At 47.5% G+C, this 19,290-nt stretch carries 16 protein-coding genes; 6 read left to right on the top strand and 10 right to left on the bottom strand.

The window, feature by feature from the left end:
• Nucleotides 1-2: 2 nt before the first annotated feature.
• The 6 genes from ACPUEK_RS06265 to ACPUEK_RS06240 all read right to left on the bottom strand — a co-directional run bounded on the left by ACPUEK_RS06265 (nt 3) and on the right by ACPUEK_RS06240 (nt 7,328).
• On the bottom strand, nt 3-1,487 hold the full coding sequence (locus tag ACPUEK_RS06265; RefSeq protein ID WP_425642687.1) for an ABC transporter substrate-binding protein: 1,485 nt from the start codon (nt 1,485-1,487) through the stop codon (nt 3-5).
• Nucleotides 1,488-1,708: 221 nt separating this feature from the next.
• A complete protein-coding gene (locus tag ACPUEK_RS06260) occupies nt 1,709-2,710 on the bottom strand; it encodes a peptide ABC transporter ATP-binding protein (protein ID WP_425642686.1) in 1,002 nt (333 codons plus the stop codon).
• A complete protein-coding gene (gene dppD / locus ACPUEK_RS06255; protein WP_425642685.1) occupies nt 2,707-3,675 on the bottom strand; it encodes a dipeptide ABC transporter ATP-binding protein in 969 nt (322 codons plus the stop codon). Before dppD ends, ACPUEK_RS06260 begins: the two co-directional genes overlap by 4 nt.
• Before the next feature lie 8 nt (nt 3,676-3,683).
• Nucleotides 3,684-4,574, bottom strand: coding sequence for a dipeptide ABC transporter permease DppC (gene dppC / locus ACPUEK_RS06250; RefSeq protein ID WP_067217117.1), 891 nt, complete (start codon nt 4,572-4,574; stop codon nt 3,684-3,686).
• A 13-nt stretch (nt 4,575-4,587) separates the two neighbouring features.
• Nucleotides 4,588-5,598: an ABC transporter permease subunit gene (locus tag ACPUEK_RS06245; protein WP_425642684.1), complete on the bottom strand. Its 1,011-nt coding sequence runs from the start codon at nt 5,596-5,598 to the stop codon at nt 4,588-4,590.
• Between the two features lie 131 nt (nt 5,599-5,729).
• Nucleotides 5,730-7,328: an ABC transporter substrate-binding protein gene (locus ACPUEK_RS06240; RefSeq protein ID WP_425642683.1), complete on the bottom strand. Its 1,599-nt coding sequence runs from the start codon at nt 7,326-7,328 to the stop codon at nt 5,730-5,732.
• Nucleotides 7,329-7,931: 603 nt separating this feature from the next.
• Here ACPUEK_RS06240 and ACPUEK_RS06235 point away from each other — a divergent pair.
• Complete coding sequence (locus tag ACPUEK_RS06235; RefSeq protein ID WP_231872558.1) at nt 7,932-8,381, top strand: c-type cytochrome; 450 nt, start codon at nt 7,932-7,934, stop codon at nt 8,379-8,381.
• A 67-nt stretch (nt 8,382-8,448) separates the two neighbouring features.
• On the opposite strand, the gene rep is transcribed toward ACPUEK_RS06235, so the two are convergent.
• From rep to ACPUEK_RS06220, 3 genes are all read right to left on the bottom strand, one after another.
• On the bottom strand, nt 8,449-10,497 hold the full coding sequence (gene rep / locus ACPUEK_RS06230; RefSeq protein WP_067031221.1) for a DNA helicase Rep: 2,049 nt from the start codon (nt 10,495-10,497) through the stop codon (nt 8,449-8,451).
• An 84-nt stretch (nt 10,498-10,581) separates the two neighbouring features.
• Nucleotides 10,582-12,027, bottom strand: coding sequence for an ArnT family glycosyltransferase (locus tag ACPUEK_RS06225; protein WP_425642682.1), 1,446 nt, complete (start codon nt 12,025-12,027; stop codon nt 10,582-10,584).
• On the bottom strand, nt 12,024-13,085 hold the full coding sequence (locus tag ACPUEK_RS06220; protein ID WP_425642681.1) for a glycosyltransferase family 2 protein: 1,062 nt from the start codon (nt 13,083-13,085) through the stop codon (nt 12,024-12,026). Before ACPUEK_RS06220 ends, ACPUEK_RS06225 begins: the two co-directional genes overlap by 4 nt.
• Before the next feature lie 135 nt (nt 13,086-13,220).
• Here ACPUEK_RS06220 and ACPUEK_RS06215 point away from each other — a divergent pair, with 135 nt between their 5' ends.
• Together ACPUEK_RS06215 and ACPUEK_RS06210 are read left to right on the top strand one after the other, a co-directional pair.
• Complete coding sequence (locus tag ACPUEK_RS06215; RefSeq protein ID WP_425642680.1) at nt 13,221-13,916, top strand: response regulator transcription factor; 696 nt, start codon at nt 13,221-13,223, stop codon at nt 13,914-13,916.
• Entirely contained in the window at nt 13,897-15,168 is a 1,272-nt protein-coding gene (locus tag ACPUEK_RS06210) for a sensor histidine kinase (protein WP_425642679.1), read from the top strand. Before ACPUEK_RS06215 ends, ACPUEK_RS06210 begins: the two co-directional genes overlap by 20 nt.
• A gap of 40 nt (nt 15,169-15,208) precedes the next feature.
• Here ACPUEK_RS06210 and ACPUEK_RS06205 read toward each other — a convergent pair whose 3' ends face one another.
• Nucleotides 15,209-16,123, bottom strand: coding sequence for a bile acid:sodium symporter family protein (locus ACPUEK_RS06205; protein ID WP_425642678.1), 915 nt, complete (start codon nt 16,121-16,123; stop codon nt 15,209-15,211).
• A gap of 303 nt (nt 16,124-16,426) precedes the next feature.
• Between ACPUEK_RS06205 and ACPUEK_RS06200 the strand changes: the two genes are divergently transcribed.
• Genes ACPUEK_RS06200 through fecD form a run of 3 tightly spaced genes read left to right on the top strand, consistent with a single transcriptional unit; the run spans nt 16,427 to nt 19,289 of the window.
• Complete coding sequence (locus ACPUEK_RS06200; protein WP_067217091.1) at nt 16,427-17,323, top strand: Fe(3+) dicitrate ABC transporter substrate-binding protein; 897 nt, start codon at nt 16,427-16,429, stop codon at nt 17,321-17,323.
• A gap of 8 nt (nt 17,324-17,331) precedes the next feature.
• Entirely contained in the window at nt 17,332-18,333 is a 1,002-nt protein-coding gene (locus ACPUEK_RS06195) for an iron chelate uptake ABC transporter family permease subunit (protein ID WP_425642677.1), read from the top strand.
• Nucleotides 18,330-19,289, top strand: coding sequence for a Fe(3+) dicitrate ABC transporter permease subunit FecD (fecD, locus tag ACPUEK_RS06190; protein WP_425642676.1), 960 nt, complete (start codon nt 18,330-18,332; stop codon nt 19,287-19,289). The genes ACPUEK_RS06195 and fecD overlap by 4 nt, the downstream gene beginning before the upstream one ends.
• The last annotated feature ends 1 nt before the right edge of the window (nt 19,290 follow it).

Raw genomic sequence — 19,290 nt, 5'->3', positions numbered from 1 at the left:
CCCTAGGGCACGCTCACATGCAAATCGCCCCAATAAGGGAAGTTTAAAAAGTTTACCACGCTATCAAGATCTACATGCTGTTTTGACGCCCAAATAATCGGCTGCCAATACAGTGGAATCACCCAAGCCTGATCAACAGCTCGCATTTCAATACCACGAAGTAATGCAACGCGCTGTGCGACATCCATTTCTTGATTTGCCAACACAATGGCGTCATCAAGCTTACGATCACACACTCTTCCCGCGTTATAAGCCCCCATACCGGTGTCTGTATCACGACAGGCGAGAACGAATTCATAAATATTGTTGGAATCAAAGGTATCCGACTGCCAGCCCAGCATCATGATGTCAGCGGCTTGTTGATCAAAAAACTGAAAATATTGCGCTTTAGGGAAGGTTTTCAAATCCACTTGAATGTTGATCTTGGCTAACATTGCTGAGGCCGCCAATGCCACTCGTTCATCGCTCATATAACGATTGTTAGGCGCCATCATGGTGACACGAAAGCCGTCTTGATAGCCGGCTTCTTTCATTAATTCACGTGCCCGCTCTAAATCACTTTGAGGCACTAAATCACTGACATGCCCCAAGAATGCAGCCGAACTCAACTGACCTGCTGGCTCGCCATAGCCTCGAAGGATTTTCTCCACGATCAACGCTTGATTAACCGCCAGATTCATCGCTCGACGCACGCGAATATCTTGAAATTCTACTCGTCTCGCTTGATTCATCTGCAGCATCACAATACGTGTACCAGTGAGTGCCAGTAACTTAACGTTTGGTGTACGCTGAACACGTACGATATCAATCGGTGCCACCGGCGAAATAACATCGACGCCACCCGTCAATAACGCAGCCAGCCTAGTCGAGTCCGAACGAATCGGTAGCAGCTCAAGCTGTTCAACATTTCCCACTGACTGTGTGTCCCAATAATCAGGGTTTCGAACCAATGTTAACCGTTGCCCCACAACACGATCGCGGACAGTAAAGGGACCACTGCCAGACACATTGGTTGAAGCAAATGTTTGCCCAAACTTCACGATCTCCGAGCGCCCTTCGTAAAACGTTTTATCGACGACAAACACGTAGGCCAAAATATTCAATAACAGGGGATAAGCATGGTTTGTGTGAATATCAACGGTATAATCGTCGATTTTGTCCACATCTTGCACAACATTAAATAAAGCTTTGAAGTCTATCGAACTTTTTAAGCGCTCAATTGTGAATAAAACATCCTCTGCTGTAAGGGGATTACCGGAATGGAAACGCACGTCTTGACGTAAATGAAGACGTAACGTCCGCTCATCTTGTACTTCCCAAGACGTAGCCAGTCTAGGTTCAAAGGTACCATCTTGACGCCATCTGACAAGTGGATCAAATACCGCATGGGAGTATTGAATCCCCCCTTCTGAGAGCTGTTCATGAGGGTCTAAAGAGATGGGGTCAGCATCCAATGCAACACGTAGATCCACGGCCAAGCACATCATTGAGCTTAGCCCCAGACATAATATTATGAGTAGGCGTCGTAACATTCGTGTTCCTATCGTATGGGCGGCTTGCTAATCGTGCGTATCAGAATAGCGCTCACCTCTTATTAATCGTAAAACCTTGACCACTTGGTCATTGAAACAGTATAGGTAAGAGACCGCTCTGCGCCTAGTAAGGAATCAAGCGAAGACTTGATCAATATCGCTTGATTCCTACCGCTTTACGCTGCACCGGAGAAACTTTCTAGGCGCTCTTCCTCTACCGCATGACAGGCAATCAAATGCGCGTCGGCATGACTGCGGAGCACAGGAGTTTCTTTACGACAACGCTCATTTGCGTATTGGCAACGACCATGAAAGGCACAACCACTCGGTGGGTTCAAGGGTGAGGGTAACTCTCCTTGCAGCTTGATACGTTGACGGCGTTTATCACTAGAAAGCTGTGGCGTACTGGACAACAGCGCTTGAGTATAAGGGTGTTTAGGCTGCGTAAAGACGTCTTCACTTTTACCGTGTTCGACGACTTTACCAAGATACATCACCATCACTTCATCGGCGATGTGCTCGACGACTGACAGATCATGGGAAATAAACACATAACTCAAACCAAACTCTTGCTGTAGATCCATCATCAAATTCAGCACCTGCGCTTGCACCGACACATCCAAAGCCGAAACCGGTTCGTCTGCAACAATGATTTCTGGATCCAGCATTAAACCACGGGCAATCGCAATACGCTGACGCTGCCCGCCGGAAAACATATGAGGGTAGCGATCATAATGCTCGGTTTTCAAGCCCACTTTTGCCATCATGGCCAAGGCTTTGGCTTTGCGCTCGGCTTTATTTAATTGGGTGTTGATCACCAATGGCTCTTCTAAGATCGCCCCAATTTTCTTGCGTGGATTCAACGAGCCATACGGGTTTTGAAAGATGATTTGAATTTTCTGACGCAGCTCTTTTTGCTGTTCTTTGGAGAGTGACAGAAGATCTTCCCCAAGAAAATTCAACTGACCTTCAGTCGGTGTTTCAATCATGGTCAACATTCGTCCTAGAGTAGACTTCCCGCAGCCTGACTCCCCCACAACAGCTAGGGTTTTACCTCTGTCCAAGGTAAAGCTTACGCCATCTACTGCTTTGACCGTCGCCTCGGGCTTAAATAAGCCTTGTTTGACGTGATAATGCTGCTTCAGATTATGGGCATTCAACACTAATTCTTGGCTCATGCGGCAGGTCTCCCCAGTGTGTCTAACGGTGTATGGCATTTCACTTGACGCTCCAGCGGGCCTTGGTTGTCCGGCACCACATTTCGACAATGGTCTGTCGCGTAAGGACAACGAGGACTCAACAAACAGCCTTTTGGTCGGTCATATTGCCCAGGCACTACACCTGGTAGTGCTTCCAGACGCGCTTTGCCAGCGGCCGACTCAGGTAAAGACGCCAGCAAGGCCTGCGTATAAGGGTGCTTAGGTGTCGAAAACACCTCATTGGCGGGACCACTTTCTACAATCTGACCGGCATACATCACAATGACCCGATGAGCCACCTCAGCGACCAGTGCTAAGTCATGTGTAATCAGCACTAATCCCATCTGTTTTTGCTTTTGTAAATCAATCAACAAATCAATAATTTGCGCTTGAATGGTCACGTCTAATGCTGTGGTTGGCTCGTCGGCAATCAATAATTTAGGGTTACAACCAATGGCGATGGCAATCATTACGCGCTGACTCATACCGCCCGACAGCTGATGCGGATACGCACTGAGTCGGGACTCAGGCGCAGGAATCCCCACCAAATTGAGCAGCTCAATAGCACGCGTTTTAAGCTCTTTTTTAGTACCGCCTTGATGAGTTTTTAACGCTTCAATAATCTGGTAACCCACGGTGTAGCAAGGATTTAAACTGGTCATTGGGTCTTGGAAAATCATCGCGATATCCGAGCCGGTAATCTTACGGCGCTGGGCTTCTGGCATAGACAGTAAATCTTGGTCCATAAAGCTCAGCTCATCGGCCGACACTTTACCGGGATAATCAATCAACCCCATCAAAGACAATGAACTGACACTTTTACCAGAGCCGGATTCACCAACAATGCCCAGAACCTCACCTTCGTTCACGGTATAACTGATCTGATCCACTGCACGAAACTGACCAAACGTGACTGATAAATTTTCTAACTTAAGTAATGACATTTGAGCTCCTACTGCTTCAATTTCGGATCAAGGGCATCACGCAGGCCGTCGCCCATGAGATTAAACGCCAGCACCGTCAACAAGATCATCAGACCAGGAAAGGTCACGACCCACCAAGCACGCTGTACGAATTGCAAAGCATCCGCCAGCATACTGCCCCACTCAGGCGTCGGGGGTTGTGCACCTAAACCAAGGAAGCCTAAAGCAGCCATATCCAAAATAGCCGTCGAGAAGCCCAGTGTCGCTTGCACGATCAACGGCGCAACACAGTTAGGTAAAATACAAACAAACATTAGACGCAATGGGCTCGCGCCAATGACTCTTGATGAGGTCACATAATCGCGCGACATTTCTGCCATGGTTGCCGCACGTGTGAGGCGGACATAATGCGGTAGTGAGACAATTGAAATGGCTAACGCCGCATTGACGATACTGGGACCTAAAATCGCCACAATCGCAATCGCCAATAACAGGCTCGGCATCGCCAGCATGATGTCTACGATGCGCATGATGATGGTATCGACTACGCCCTTACAGTAGCCCGCAACCAATCCCATCAAAATCCCCATCATCAAAGACGCGGTCACGGCGACTAAACCAACCGACAGCGACAAGCGTGCGCCATGAATAATCCGAGACAGAATATCGCGCCCAACATCGTCCGTACCGAGGAAGTACGCCCAATTGCCACCGTCCATCCAAGCCGGTGGTAACAACAATGCATCACGGGCTTGGTCTGACGGAGAATGCGGCGCCACAATGTCCGCAAACAGCGCCATAAAACATACGATTAGAATAAATACGAGGCCTGTAACAGCGCCTTTATTGCCTTTAAAATAATGCCAAAACTCTTGCAGTGGTGTTCTTGGCGCAGGCGCCTGTAACGTTTCAGTCGTCATAATTGCACCCTCCTTATCGGCTGTGTCGTATACGTGGATTAACGATACCGTAGGCAACATCGACCAAGAGGTTGACCACGATAATGATGCTCGCGACGATCAAAATACCGCCTTGTACCACTGGGTAATCACGGCGTCCAATCGACTCGATTAGCCACTTACCAATGCCCGGCCAAGCAAACACGGTTTCCGTTAAGATCGCGCCTGATAACAAAATACCGACCTGTAAACCGATTACGGTAATCACTGGGATGAGCGCATTACGTAACGCATGAATGATGATCACTCGCCAAGGTGCAATGCCTTTGGCGCGCGCGGTGCGGATATAGTCCTCACTCAATACTTCCAGCATTGAAGAGCGTGTCATTCGAGCAATCACCGCCATGGGAATGGTACCCAATACAATACTTGGCAAAATCAGATGTGAAATAGCGGAAGACAAGGCTCCTTCTTCGCCCGATAAAATAGAATCGATTAACATAAAGCCAGTCACATCATCGATCCAATACACCACATCAATGCGTCCAGATACTGGCGTCCACCCTAAGTTCACCGAGAAAATCAGCATCAATAACAACGCCCACCAAAAAATGGGCATCGAATAACCGGTTAGGGAAAACGTCATGACCGAGTGATCAAACAAGGTGCCGCGTTTTACGGCGGCGATGATGCCTGCCGGTAGGCCGATAAAAATGGCAAACATAGCGGCACAAAACGCCAACTCAATGGTGGCTGGGAAGAGCGTCAAAAACTCACTAAGAACGGGCTCTTTCGTGACGAGTGAACGACCGAGGTCACCCTGTAAGACGCCGCTTACATAATTAAAATACTGCACGTAAAGTGGCTGATCAAAGCCAAGTTGTGCGCTGAGTTCAGCATGACGCTCGGCACTGACACCGCGCTCACCAGCCATGACCTCAATTGGGTCACCGGGAATCAAACGGATCAGTGTAAACGTCAGCAAGGTAATCCCGATAAACGTCGGGATGACTAAACTTAATCGTCGAAAAATAAACTGGAACATAATGACTGGCTCTTGTTAGGTCATTGAGCGATTCACACTCAGGCTGAGCCGTTTAAAGCACAGCATGCTTCCACGCATACTGTGCTTTGTGAGCCGTGCAGCTCGGTGCTCAAACGGTGTGTTGGGGCAAATTACTTCTCAAGACTCACGTTGTAGAAGTAGTGACCGCCAAGTGGGTCGATTTTGTAGCCTTTGACTTCTTCACGAATCGGTTCGTAGACCACCGAGTGGGCCACCGTCATCCATGGCGCTTCGCGTTTAAAGACCAGCTGCGCTTCTTCATAAAGCTTGGTACGCTTGCTTTTATCAGAGGTTTGCTTCGCTGCTTTCAGCAGTCCATCAAACTCTTCATTACACCATTGGGCACGGTTTGAGCCACCGACACCATCACAGCCAAGCAATACATACATGAAGTTATCTGGGTCACCGTTATCACCTGTCCAGCCGAGTAACACAGAGTCATGCTCCCCTTTGGTCGAGCGTTTTAGGTACTCACCCCATTCATACGACACAATCTCTGCATCGACACCGACCTGCTTCCAGTCTTCTTGGATAATTTCGGCCATGCGGCGGGCATTCGGGTTGTAAGGACGCTGTACTGGCATGGCCCAAATATTGGTTTTAAAGCCGTCTTCATAGCCCGCTTCTTTTAAAAGCGCTTTGGCTTTTACTGGATCATATGAGTAGTCTTTGACGTTGTCGTTGTAAGACCACATCGTCGGTGGAATCGGGTTTTTAGCTACTTTGCCTGCGCCTTGGAACACCGCATCAATGATGGCGTTTTTATTGGTGGCGTAGTTCAAGGCTTGGCGTACCTTGGTGTCATTAAACGGTGCTTTTTGCGTGTTAAACGCTAGGTAACCTACGTTTAGACCTTCTTGATGCATCAGGTTGATGTCACTGTCTGCTTCCATTTGCTCAAGGTCGGCAGGATTCGGGTACGGCATCACATGACATTCACCGGCTTTCAGTTTGGCATAACGCACCGAGGCATCTGGGGTAATCGAGAACACAAGACGATCAATCTCGGCACGGCCTTTCCAGTAATCATCAAACGCGGTGTAACGAATCAAAGAGTCTTTTTGGTATTGAACCTTCTGGAACGGCCCGGTTCCCACAGGGTTGATGTCCAATTGCTCAGGTGTCCCTTTGTCCATCAAGTAATCGGCCTGCTCTGCCGAGAAGATGGAAGCAAAGTCCATGGCTAGGTTGGCCACAAACGGCGCTTCCGGTTTGTTGAGCACAAACTTCACCGTGTAATCGTCCACTTTTACAATGTCTTTGATTAAGTCCGGCATCCCCATACCGTTGAAGTATTCGTAAGAACCACCGGAAACATTATGATAAGGGTGGCTGTCATCCCACTGACGAGCGAACGTAAAAATCACATCGTCGGCATTGAAATCACGCGTCGGTTTAAAGTCTTTAGCGCTATGGAATTTCACGCCTTTACGCAAATGGAAAGTGTATTCAAGCCCATCCTCAGATACTTCGTAGCTCTCCGCTAAGCCTGGTTCGGTTTCCGTTGTCCCCAATTTGAACTCGACCAGACGGTTGAACATATTCTTAGAGCTGGCATCAAATGTGGTCCCAGTGGTGTAAAAAGCCGGGTTAAAACCTTCTGGACTGCCTTCGGAGCAGTACACTAACGTTGAAGCGGCGTTTGCAGACGTGGCGATCGCACTGGCTGCCATGATGGCAAGAGGTAAAGCGGCTAACCGTAATTTCATTTTAACTCTCCATTTTGCGTAATTATTGTTTGCTCTGAATGAGCCACACAGCAACTGTTTCTGGCCATCTGCTGTGCCGTTCTTTTGTGATGCAAGACTGTGCGCAACGACGCGTCAAAGCCCTAAGTGTTACCCCGCTCAGACAGGGTCAAGCTGGCTCAACACTTGCTACGCGTTTCGCACACTCTGTAAGAAGTGCGTAAAAACAGCGTACTTGAAGAGTACTCAACGGTGTTTAATTGACCAATCGAAATAACGACATGCTCTATACGTATGCTGTATAGAGAAATTAAAAGAAATATAAAAACCATAATTATCAATATCTTATAATTTCAAAACTGCCTAAAAAGTGTTTTTTATTTTTTTAAAGAACGAAATTTTCAATCAGCGCCCTGACCATTAGCGCGCCAAATAGCCCGTCTATGTTCTTCTTATTAAAAAAATCAACAGGATGGATAAGCAATGAAATTAAAGCTGTTTTTTTGACCTAGAGCGGTGTTTGTCCAACTTTCGTGCTAATTTGGTTTCGACAAAAAACAGGGCTGGTTATACTGCGCCACTGAAACATCTCAACTGGCCTATTTTGGATCGAGGAAAATCATAGTGAGTTCGCTGATCAAAACTTTTAGTCGCAAACTGTTCACTCTAATGAGTATCGCTGGTGTTGCCGCGTTGATGAGTTCAACAGTGAGCGCGATCGGACAAAGCCCTGAAGACATTGCGGCTCGCGTTGCCCCTATTGGAAATGTGTGTATCTCTGGCGAAGAGTGTGAAGTGTCATCTGCCGCCGCGGTTGCCGCAAATGATGGTCCACGTTCTGGAGAAGCGATTTACAATCAATTCTGTACCGCGTGTCATTCCGTGGGCGTGGCGGGTGCACCGAAGTTTGGCAACGCTGGTGATTGGGCACCTCGTGTCGCAAAAGGCTTTGATTCAATGATGAGTAATGCCATCAATGGTATCAATGCAATGCCACCTCGAGGTACATGTACGACATGTTCGGATGATGAGATCAAAGGGGCAATTGAGTACATGGTCGACAACAGCCAATAAGTCTGCGGTTTAGTACGAAAAATGGAGGCCGCGGCCTCCATTTTTTATGTCATCGTATTATTCGTTTCTATGAATTAAGCATGGCTTTTAGTGCTGACAACGAGGCCTTACCCTGCTCTTTCTTTTGGGCGGCACTCTCATCGCCTCGACCTTCCCAGACTAAGTCTTCCTCTGGTAGCTCATCCAAAAAACGGCTAGGTAAACAATCTATTTCTTCACCATATTGACGACGTTTAGATGCCATAGTGATACACAAGGTACTTTTGGCACGCGTGATTCCCACATACGCTAAACGACGCTCTTCTTCAATATCATCGCTCTCTATGCTGTTGCGGTGTGGCAGCAGTTCCTCTTCGCAACCAATCAAAAATACGTGTGGGTACTCCAAGCCTTTAGAAGCATGCAGTGTCAGCAGCTGAACTTTGTCTTCGTCTTCTTCTTCCTCTTGACGTTCCAGCATATCAATCAGCAGTAGCTTGGAAATGGCATGATCCAGCCCGGCATCTTCGTCTTCTTCCCATGCAGATTCCATCATGCGCTGAATCGATTCAATTAAGAAACGTACGTTTTCAATACGGCGCTCTGCGGCTTTCGGCGAACCCGCTTGTTCTTGTAACCAACCAAAGTAATCCATGTCATGAATCATTTGCTCTATGACAGGGACTGGCGAGCCTTTATGCAAACTCTGACGTAAGCGTTGAATCCAAGACTCAAACTCCCTTAAGCTGCGCAGTGGATTCCCAGTCACTGTTTCATCTAGTGCTTTATCGCCCGCCGCCTCAAACAAACTCACATGCAATTGATTGGCAAGATTCCCCACTTTCTCGAGCGTGGCAGGTCCGATTTCTCGGCGTGGCAAATTGATCACACGTAAAAACGCATTGTCATCGGCAGGGTTCACCAACAAACGCAAATAGCCCATTAAATCTTTAATCTCTGCACGGGAGAAAAACGACGTGCCACCGTTCATTTTGTAAGGAATACGATACGCCTGCAGTTTGATTTCCAGAAGGCGAGCTTGATGGTTACCGCGATAGAGAATGGCAAAATCTTTGTAGGGAATATTGTGGCGTAAATGACGCGACTGTATTTCCGCGGCCACACGCTCAGATTCCGAGTCTTCATTACGCGTTACCATCACCCGAATGGGATCTCCAATCCCCAGGTCGGACCAAAGAGCCTTGTCATACACGTGGGGATTATTGGCGATCAAGGTATTGGCCGCTTTCAAGATGGTTCGGGTAGAGCGGTAGTTCTGCTCCAGCTTAACCAGTTTCAAGTTCGGATAATCGACTGATAATTGCTCTAGATTTTCTGGACGAGCACCACGCCATGCATAGATCGACTGGTCATCATCCCCTACAAGGGTAAAACAGCGCCGAAAACCCGCCAACTGACGAATCATTTCATATTGGCTGGCGTTGGTATCTTGGCACTCGTCGACCAGCAAATAGCGCACTTTCTTCTGCCATTTATCACGCAAAGGCTCGTCTGAAATCAGCAGACTGACCGGCAACAAAATCAGATCATCAAAGTCCACCGCATTGTAAGCGCGAATGTAGCGTTGGTACTGACCATACACTTGGGCCGCCAATTGAAGCTCTTCGGTGTCGGCTTGAGTAAGGGCTTCTTGCGGTGGGATCAGATCATTCTTCCAATTGGAAATCGTATGCTGACAATAGTTTGCCGCATCCATTTGACCGTTGAACTCTTTATCCAGAATTTCTTTGACCAGTGCCAAGGCATCTTGTGCATCAAACAGTGTAAAACCTTCTTTAAGTCCTGCCTTTCGATACTCCTTGCGCAGAATATTCAGACCTAAGTTATGGAACGTAGAAATGCTGAGGCCACGACTTTCTTCTTTACTCAACATACTCACAACACGCTCTTTCATTTCGCGTGCGGCTTTATTGGTAAAGGTCACGGCCACAATGCTGTTGGCTTTGAAGCCACACGTCTGAATCAAATAGGCGATTTTGGTGGTGATTACGCTGGTTTTACCTGAGCCAGCCCCGGCTAACACCAACAGTGGCCCATCAATTTGCTTAACCGCCTCGAGCTGGCGCTCATTTAAGGTTCGCATGCGTTGGCTGATTGAAGGAAGAGACTGACTCATGAGTGGACACCAGTAATTCGTAAATAGGTGGCTATTCTACACCAGTCAGTTCTTTCGCATCATACTATCTGTTAATCGATCCGGTTAATTCGTATCAAAGTGACCTGCTAGGCTACGATGACTCAAGCGAGAGCATTCGAATAATATTCGTCCCGAAGGTGAATCAAAATCTTGATTGCAGCTCAACTTTTGTTGGTGAACGAAGTCGTTCAGTTCCTCTTTTTTACCGATCAAATAAAAGTGTGATAGATCTGCTAACACCTCATTATCGGTAAGAATCTTAGCCTGCCCATGACTGTAAAATTGTCCCGAGAAAGGTCTTTCTTTCAAATAGTAAACAGGGTCTTCATCGTTGATCTGATCAAACACAATCCGATCGCTACGCGTATCGGCTTTACCCATGTTTAAAACCAACATCATAATCATCAGTAACACAGGTAAAATCATGGCTACGCCAGAAAACCACTTTGTATCACGCTTCTTAATGAACAATGCAATCAGTAGTGCCAAAGCGGGCACGCCGGGTAAAACATAAGCAGGTAAAATATTCCCCGCCATGGTGAACAGCAACAATGGCGAGAGCAACCATAACAATAAAAAGCTTAACAACCCTTTATGCTGATACTCAAAGGTGCTTATTTGCGCACGACGGCGCCACGCCAACACAGGAAGCACAATTGACCAAGGGAATGCGGCTTGCAGCCAATATAACCAAATCATCCCACGTGGACGGTCGTGCGCAGAACCGTATAGGTCCCCTTGCCAACCACTGACGACAAAGCGTTTAAAATGCTCACCAATTAGGAAATAATCTAAGAATCCTGGTGTCGCGGCTTCCGCCATCAAGTACCATGGCAAAGCGATCGCCAGCATCAATATACAGCCTGTTACAATAGGAAAGCGCTGCCAAAGTTCTTTCCAAGCACTGATCACACCATGTTGCCACATCAACCAAGGCATCACCGTCATACCCATTAAGACCAACACCAAAGGCCCCTTCGCCAGCAAACCACACGCGAGCCCGATAAAACTGACATAGCCCCACCAGCGACTGTTCGGACTGTCTTGCAACCACGCTAAATAAAAACCAATCATGGCAATCGTGAGCGATAAAGTCAGCGCCATGTCCGTCATCACAGCGCCTGCTGCAATGGAAAAAATGCCACAGGTAGCCAACACGACGGCCGCAATAAGTGCATTAATGCCTAAGCGACGAGCGACCCAAGCGATCAGCAAAATCGTTGCCACACCCGCTAACCAATGTGGGGCACGTACAGCAAACTCATTCAAGCCAAACAGTTTAATACCGTAGGCGCTCATCCAAGTGAATAACGGCGGTTTTCCCCAGAATGGCACACCGTAATCAAATTGCGGGGTTAACCAGTTGCCCGTTTCAACCATGAGCCGTGCCATTTCGCCATAGCGCGCTTCTGTTGTGTCCATTAATGGATACGTCGCAAGAGAAATCAAACGCAGCAATAATGCAAAGATCAGTAACAACCATAAATGGTTTCGACGTAGGCTCATCATGATACTTTCTCCATTAAGGAGACAGACGCGTCTTCTACAACCTTAGTCGCCGCAACAGGCTGTTTTTCATGTATGGACTGAATCAGATACAAAGGTCTTTGCTTTACCTCCACAAAGATGCGACCTACGTACTCGCCCAGTAAGCCGATCGATAAAAGCTGCACGCCAGCTAGACCAAGCATCACCACCATCATTGAGGGATAACCGCTGACCGGTTCGCCAAACATCAGTGTTTTAACGATAATCCACAGACCAAAGCCGAACGACAGCAGTGCGCAGCCGGCGCCGACAAACGTGGCAAGACGAAGGGGTCTGACTGAAAAAGAAGTCAGTCCGTCCATTGCTAATCCCAGCAGTTTAAAATAGTTCCATTTTGTTTCACCGCAAAAGCGCGCATCACGCTCAAACATCAGCGTTGTTTGCGTAAACCCTGGCCAACTGAATAACCCTTTCATGTAACGATTACGTTCAGGCAAGGCATTGATATGGCCCACAACCCGAGCGCTTAACAGTCGAAAATCTCCCACGTTTTCCGGAATGTCGAGCGCTGCTAAACGATTCAGAAGCTTATAAAACGTCGCCGCAGAAAAACGCTTAAGCCAGCTTTCACCCTGTCGCGAACTGCGCTTCATATTCACCACATCAGCGCCATCACGCCACGCCTGTAGCATATCGGGTATCAACTCTGGCGGGTCTTGTAGATCAGCGTCGATTAAAATAACGGCTTGGCCTTTGGCGTGCTCTAACCCTGCGCACATAGCAAACTCTTTACCAAAGTTACGGCTTAAAGCAATGCAACGTATAGAGCTAGTGGTTGATGGGAAACTCTGTGCCACCATCAAGCTAGTATCACTGCTGCCATCGTCCACATATAAAACTTCGCAGTGCTCAGGCAAAGCATCCAATACCTGCGTTAAACGGCGATGAAACTCGGGCAATACCTGCTGCTCATTATAAAACGGTACAATGACCGATAAAATTGGAGCAAAATGACGTATTGGGTGTGATGAACGCTCGCCTTCACTAACGTAATTCACCGTCTTTTTAATCACTGACATGGGCTTAGCCTGCTTTACTATTGGATAATGCCTGCAGTGTATGTGGGGCGCTGTGAAGAACTTGTCATTGACGTTTTTTTCACGCTTTTTCAGCGATAATGATGCAATGGCATGCGCATAAATGAGGTTACTACTGTGCAACGAGCACTACTGATCGAAGACAATCGAGACATAGCAGGTATGCTGTTTGATTTCTTTGAATGCAATAATATGGAACTCGATTACGCCGACAATGGCGAGCTGGGCCTGAAGCTTGCTTTAGAAAATACCTTTGACATCATTTTACTCGACCTAATGCTACCAAGGCTTGATGGCGTGACAGTTTGCCAAAGACTGCGTGATGCAGGTATTAGTACCCCTATTTTGATGCTAACAGCGCTCGATAGCCGCGAAGATGAACTGCGCGGGCTCGATGTCGGCGCGGATGATTATCTAACCAAACCATTCGATTTAGATATTTTGTACGCGCGCGTGCAAGCATTAATCAGACGCCATTCAGGACATGTCTCGACCAGTGTTCTTCGCTATGGCGATATCAGTATCCATTTGAAAAGCGGTAAGGCTTACCGGCAAGAGAAGCTGCTTGCACTCACCCCATCAACCTTTACCATTTTAAAAATCCTCGTGTCTCAAGCGCCAAATTTGGTGACGAAAGAAGACATTGCCTATCAATTATGGCAAGACGAAAAGCCCAATAATGATGTTTTACGCAGTCACATTTATCAACTTCGTAGCCAGCTAGATAAGCCTTTTGAAAGCAACATCTTGAAAACGCAGCCAAAAATTGGCTTCTACCTAGAGGTCAACTCTGATGACAGCACTGTTTCGTAACGCAAAAAGTATGACTTCCCGTCTGGCACTTTTTTTTACCATGGTGGCCATCATCATCGGGATTTTTTGTTTGATATTAATCAGCGCAGTATTGGCTTGGTCTGAAGATCGTGTGGGAGAGCGACGCATCATGGTTGATAAACGAGAAGCCATTCAGTTTTTCATTTCTCACCCCAATGCAACATCCATTCAATTAGACCCGCTCACTATTGCTTACAACGGTTTGCAGGCAGCGCCTAAGGCTATCCAAGCTTACCTTTCAGAACACACCTCTTTTCTCGGAGAAGTCGGATACGGTGAAGAATCAAGAATGCTGTACATGTCAAATTACATCCAAAATGGCGAGGATAAACGCTTGGTATTAGTGTCTCGCATTGACGAGATTGAGATTACTCATCAGGAATATATCAATGTCATGGCGATCGTTCTCGGCTTAGTGGCGGTACTCATTGGTTGCTTTACTGCTTTGTTAACGCGACTGTCTAAAAGCCTAATCACACCGATCAATCAGCTCTGTTCTCAACTTGAACAACATCAGGGAGATACAAAACGGGTTTTCAAGGTAACCAAAGAATCGGCGCAAGAGTTCCAAACACTGGCAGAGACATTGAATCAATATCGTTCAGATATCGATTCCCTAGTAAAGCGAGAGCAGGCCTTTGCACGCTACGCGAGCCATGAATTGCGCACGCCGTTAACTATTATGAAAGGTTCGAGCAGCTTACTTGCGCGAGAAACCAATAGCCCTTTTTCAAAACGTCAATTGACTCGTATTCAAAGTGCTACCGAAGACATGCTCACTATGGTTGATGCGTTGCTCAGCTTAGTACGCTATGAGAAAAGCGCTCAAAACACGCCCTTGAATTCTGTTTCAGAAACCGACCTACAAACCATTATTGATAAAAACAAAGCACAGGCCGAGGCCAAACAGCTGCGTTTAGAAACTGACGTGACTGGGTCCCCAGTGATTAAAGCCTCTCATGCGGTATTAGATATTGTCGTCGGCAACCTTATCCGCAACAGCATCGCTGCATCCAATACCGGCAGCATTCATATTTATATGACCGAACACTGCATCAAGGTATGCGACGAAGGAGAAGGCTTTAACCCTTTAAAAGAAAGTACCGGGCACGGTTTAGGGCTGTTGATCGTACAAGATCTATGTCGCCGCTATGATTGGCAATTCTCGATTAAAAATCAGAACAAGGTTGGCTGTGAAGCAACCGTCATATTTAATGAGCCTGCAAAATAAGCGAAATTCTCCGCCTACTTTACAGGACATTCAAAGCGATTTACTCAGTCGCCTCTTTGATCGGTTTTTTGCTCCAATAACTGGCCAATAGCGATCCTGATATATTATGCCACACACTGAATATGGAGCCAGGCAAGGCCGCCGCAGGTGTAAAGAATTTAACCGCCAGCGCTGATGCTAAGCCTGAATTTTGTAAACCGACTTCAAAAGCGATGGTTCGACAAACTTTTTTGTCAAACCCTAACCATGCAGTGACCCAATAGCCCAAAATTAGACCCGTTGCATTATGCAATATCACCGCGACAGCAACCAATGCGCCCACAGAGGCAATTTTGCCAGCACTCAACGCCACCACAATGGCAATAATAAAGACGATGGCAAACATAGAAACATACTTGAGTGCAGGTTCAATTCGACGTACTAAGCCATGGGCTAACGTATTAAGTAATACTCCAATGGCAACCGGTACCAGCACAATTTTCACAAAACTAAGCAGCATTGAACTGACCGGGACATCCACAGAGGTACCGATCATCCAAGCCACCAGTAAGGGTGTGAACACAACCCCTAGAAGGGTTGAAATAGCCGTCATGGAAATCGATAAAGCCGTATCCCCTTTCGCTAAATAACACATCACATTGGATGATGTGCCACCCGCTACACTGCCTACCAGTAGCATGCCTACCGTCAGCTCACTATCAAAACCAAACAGTGTTGCGATCAGCAAAGCCGTAATCGGCATCACCAAAAACTGTAGCAGCACGCCCACGCCCACTGCTTTAGCGTTTTTACCTACGGCTTTGAAGTCTTTTGGGCTCAGCGTTAATCCCATGGCTAACATGATGACCATCAGCAACGGCAAAATATAACCTTTAAAATCGACAAACAATGTTGGCTGCAAATAAGCCATCACCGATAACAACAGCGCCCACAATGGGAAAAGCTGAATAATCATGAATACACTCCTATGTATTTTTATTAGGTTCGTAGCGTTTTTAGGCCACTCAACATGACTCCGTGATGCGATAGAAGCATCATTTCAGTAGAGAGCCACAATGCCCAGAATGTATAGAGCCAATCTTTCAATGTCTATGCCTTAATAACCACACATTGCCCTTTTGTATGACAGCTTGCACCGGTAAGAACAGGCTTTTGACATTTTTCTACTCTGACCGATAAAAATTGAAATAAGATTGCCTTTCAAATAATTTTGATAAGCATTATCATTATCTAATACTTTATTAAAGACTCATTTACCATGCTTTTATCTGTTATTAAACGCCTAACCACCACTCTGTGTACGTTGATGTTCATGTCGTCTGCTTATGCTGTGACTGTCCAAGACAGTAAAGGCACGTTCACTCTAGACCATACCCCTCAACGTATTGTCGTTTTAGAGTTTTCTTTTGCTGATGCGCTGGCATCGGTCGGCGTGGCTCCCATCGGGATTGCCGACGATAAAGATAAAAGTCGCGTTTTACCTGCCGTTCAACAGGTCATTGGTGACTGGCAGTCGGTTGGTACTCGTTCTCAGCCCAGTCTTGAAGTCATCGCTTCTTTAAAACCTGATCTCATCATCGCCGATATTTCCCGCCATGAATCTGTTTATGACGATTTACAAAAAATCGCGCCGACACTGATTTTACCCTCTCGTCGCGAAACCTATTCTGACAATTTAAAAGCCGCCAGCATCATTGCCAAAGTCGTGGGTAAAGAGCAGGAAATGACGGATCGTTTGGTCCAACATCAGCAATTTATGGCCCACATAGCGCAGCAGTTACCCGATCATGCCATATTACAATTTGGCGTTGCACGAGCGGATGCACTGTTCCTTCATACGGACGATTCCTATACCGGTGGTGTCATTCAGGCATTAGGGATGCAAACCCCCGTCTCTGATCGCGACGACTCTGCGTATCGTCAAACCAGCTTAGAGCAGCTGGTCGCTTTAAATCCTGAATATTTAATTGTCGGACACTATGCCAACCCCAGTATTGTCGATAACTGGAGCAACGAGCCACTTTGGACCGTTCTAACGGCCGTTCAAAATGATCATGTCTATCGCGTCGATCCTAATATCTGGTCTCGCTGCCGTGGCATTTTAGCCGCCGAACACATAGCAAACGATCTACTTCAAATCTTCTCTGAGCAATAGCCCTAAACATGTCTCGCCTCTTTCGGTCAGTCAGCCTTGGCCTGTTTCTGTGTCTAGGATTGCTGCTAATCAGCTGTTGGAATCTATTTGCTTGGTCGGTTGTTCCCGTCAGTGGCGCAGATGTTTTGCATGCGTTCACAAGCTTTAATGACCAGAGCATAGCCCATCGTATTGTGCTGGATTTACGTTTACCGCGTCTGCTTACTGCGTTGTTAGTGGGCGCTTGCTTGGCCTCTGCTGGAACGATTATGCAGGGGCTCACACGTAATCCGCTGGCAGCGCCATCGGTATTAGGCGTTAACGCAGGTGCCGCGCTGGGCATGGCGCTGGTGTCGACACTGCCTTTTTTATATGGAGCACTCAGTACCTCTATTGCCGCCATGTTGGGTGGCGGCGTTGCTTGGCTGCTGGTAATGCTTCTAGGCAGTGCCTGGCGTGTCGGTGCGAATGAACACGGTCGTTTGGTGTTAGCTGGCGTAGCCATTTCAGCCTTGTGCGCCGCGTTAACAAAAGCCGTTGTTATCATGGAAGAAGATCAAGCCGCAGGAGTGATGACTTGGTTAGCAGGCAGTCTTGCCGACGCTCGCTGGCAAACGTGGCAAACGTTTTGGCCCGTCGCATCCATCAGCCTTATCGGCGCTCTAGGCCTTGCACCATCGTTGAATGTATTGCAACTCGGCGAAGATAATGCACGTAATCTCGGCATCAATTTGTTGCGCAGCAAATTGTTCGGCAGCGTACTGGTGCTGATGTTAGTCGGCGCTGCCATCAGTGCCGTCGGCAGTATCGGCTTTGTCGGATTGATCGTGCCTCATATTGCGCGATTAATGTTTGGCCAAGATTTTCGTTTGTGCCTACCTGTTGCCATGATCATCGGTGCGCTCTTAGTGACGCTGGCAGACACCTTAAGCCGTGCTGTTACTTATCCTATGGAAACCCCTGCGGGTGCCATTTTGGCATTGATTGGGGCGCCTTTCTTTATTTATCTGGTTCGAAAACGCACCCTATGACTGCGCAACGTTTTTTCCCATTCGCTCTGATTATGTTGTTTGCTTTAAGCCTCGCCAACCTTCTGTTTGGTGCCGTTTCGCTCTCTCTTCACGATATTTGGCAAGGCTTGTTTGTCGGCTCTGAACAGCATTTCACTGTGTACGAATACCGTTTACCGCGCCTCTTTTTAGCAATTTTGGTCGGAGCAGGACTGGCGCTGTCCGGCGCATTAGTACAAGGCGTGATTCGCAATCCGCTGGCTTCCCCCGATGTGCTTGGCGTCAGCCACGGCGCAGGTCTAGCGGCGGTCTTTTACATGACCTATTTCAACGGTGCATCGACTGAATGGTTACCAGAAGTGGCCTTAAGTGGCGGTCTCTGCGCGGCATTGATCTTGTGGTACTTATGCGGTGCCCACAGCAGTGCCATCAAACTTGCGATCACCGGTGTGGCACTCGCCGCTTTTTGGGCCAGCTGTATCGACTTTTTGATGCTGACAAAGCCGCTGGAAATTAACAATGCCTTGCTTTGGTTAACGGGCAGTTTATGGGGGCGCAGCTGGCCTCAACTACAAGCCTTACTCCCTTGGTTTGTACTCATGCCGTTCGCCCTAGGCCTAAGTAAGTATTTAAATGTGCTCGATCTGGGTGATGACAGCGCCAACAGTCTAGGCGTGTCGCCACAATCTGTGCGTTTGTTGTCGTTGGCGATCGCCGTCGCATTAACCGCCGCTTGTGTCTCAGTATGCGGACCAATTGGCTTTTTAGGTTTAGTAGCTCCCCATTTAACCCGCAAACTCGTGGGCGGTCGTCACCAATCATTGTTACCTGCCACTATGCTAACAGGCGCCTGCTTACTTTTAGCCGCAGACCTAGCTGCGCGTACGCTAGCCCCACCGATTGAATTACCGGCCGGCATCTTAACCGCCATTATTGGCGCTCCGTATTTCCTATGGCTATTGTTGAGGATGAAATAAC

Origin of the sequence: Marinomonas gallaica (assembly GCF_049821165.1) — a bacterium.
In the GTDB taxonomy this organism is placed as follows: Bacteria; Pseudomonadota; Gammaproteobacteria; order Pseudomonadales; family Marinomonadaceae; genus Marinomonas; species Marinomonas gallaica.
Note: the sequence above shows the minus strand (reverse complement) of the source record. Positions and strands in the feature narration are given on the sequence as shown.

Bases quoted from the DNA above. Each gene is read 5' to 3' on its own strand.
- ACPUEK_RS06265 (WP_425642687.1), bottom strand. From the start codon at position 1,487: ATGATGTGCTTGGCCGTGGATCTACGTGTTGCATTGGATGCTGACCCC.
- ACPUEK_RS06260 (WP_425642686.1), bottom strand. From the start codon at position 2,710: ATGAGCCAAGAATTAGTGTTGAATGCCCATAATCTGAAGCAGCATTAT.
- dppD (WP_425642685.1), bottom strand. From the start codon at position 3,675: ATGTCATTACTTAAGTTAGAAAATTTATCAGTCACGTTTGGTCAGTTT.
- dppC (WP_067217117.1), bottom strand. From the start codon at position 4,574: ATGACGACTGAAACGTTACAGGCGCCTGCGCCAAGAACACCACTGCAA.
- ACPUEK_RS06245 (WP_425642684.1), bottom strand. From the start codon at position 5,598: ATGTTCCAGTTTATTTTTCGACGATTAAGTTTAGTCATCCCGACGTTT.
- ACPUEK_RS06240 (WP_425642683.1), bottom strand. From the start codon at position 7,328: ATGAAATTACGGTTAGCCGCTTTACCTCTTGCCATCATGGCAGCCAGT.
- rep (WP_067031221.1), bottom strand. From the start codon at position 10,497: ATGAGTCAGTCTCTTCCTTCAATCAGCCAACGCATGCGAACCTTAAAT.
- ACPUEK_RS06225 (WP_425642682.1), bottom strand. From the start codon at position 12,027: ATGATGAGCCTACGTCGAAACCATTTATGGTTGTTACTGATCTTTGCA.
- ACPUEK_RS06220 (WP_425642681.1), bottom strand. From the start codon at position 13,085: ATGTCAGTGATTAAAAAGACGGTGAATTACGTTAGTGAAGGCGAGCGT.
- ACPUEK_RS06210 (WP_425642679.1), top strand. From the start codon at position 13,897: ATGACAGCACTGTTTCGTAACGCAAAAAGTATGACTTCCCGTCTGGCA.
- ACPUEK_RS06205 (WP_425642678.1), bottom strand. From the start codon at position 16,123: ATGATTATTCAGCTTTTCCCATTGTGGGCGCTGTTGTTATCGGTGATG.
- ACPUEK_RS06200 (WP_067217091.1), top strand. From the start codon at position 16,427: ATGCTTTTATCTGTTATTAAACGCCTAACCACCACTCTGTGTACGTTG.
- ACPUEK_RS06195 (WP_425642677.1), top strand. From the start codon at position 17,332: ATGTCTCGCCTCTTTCGGTCAGTCAGCCTTGGCCTGTTTCTGTGTCTA.
- fecD (WP_425642676.1), top strand. From the start codon at position 18,330: ATGACTGCGCAACGTTTTTTCCCATTCGCTCTGATTATGTTGTTTGCT.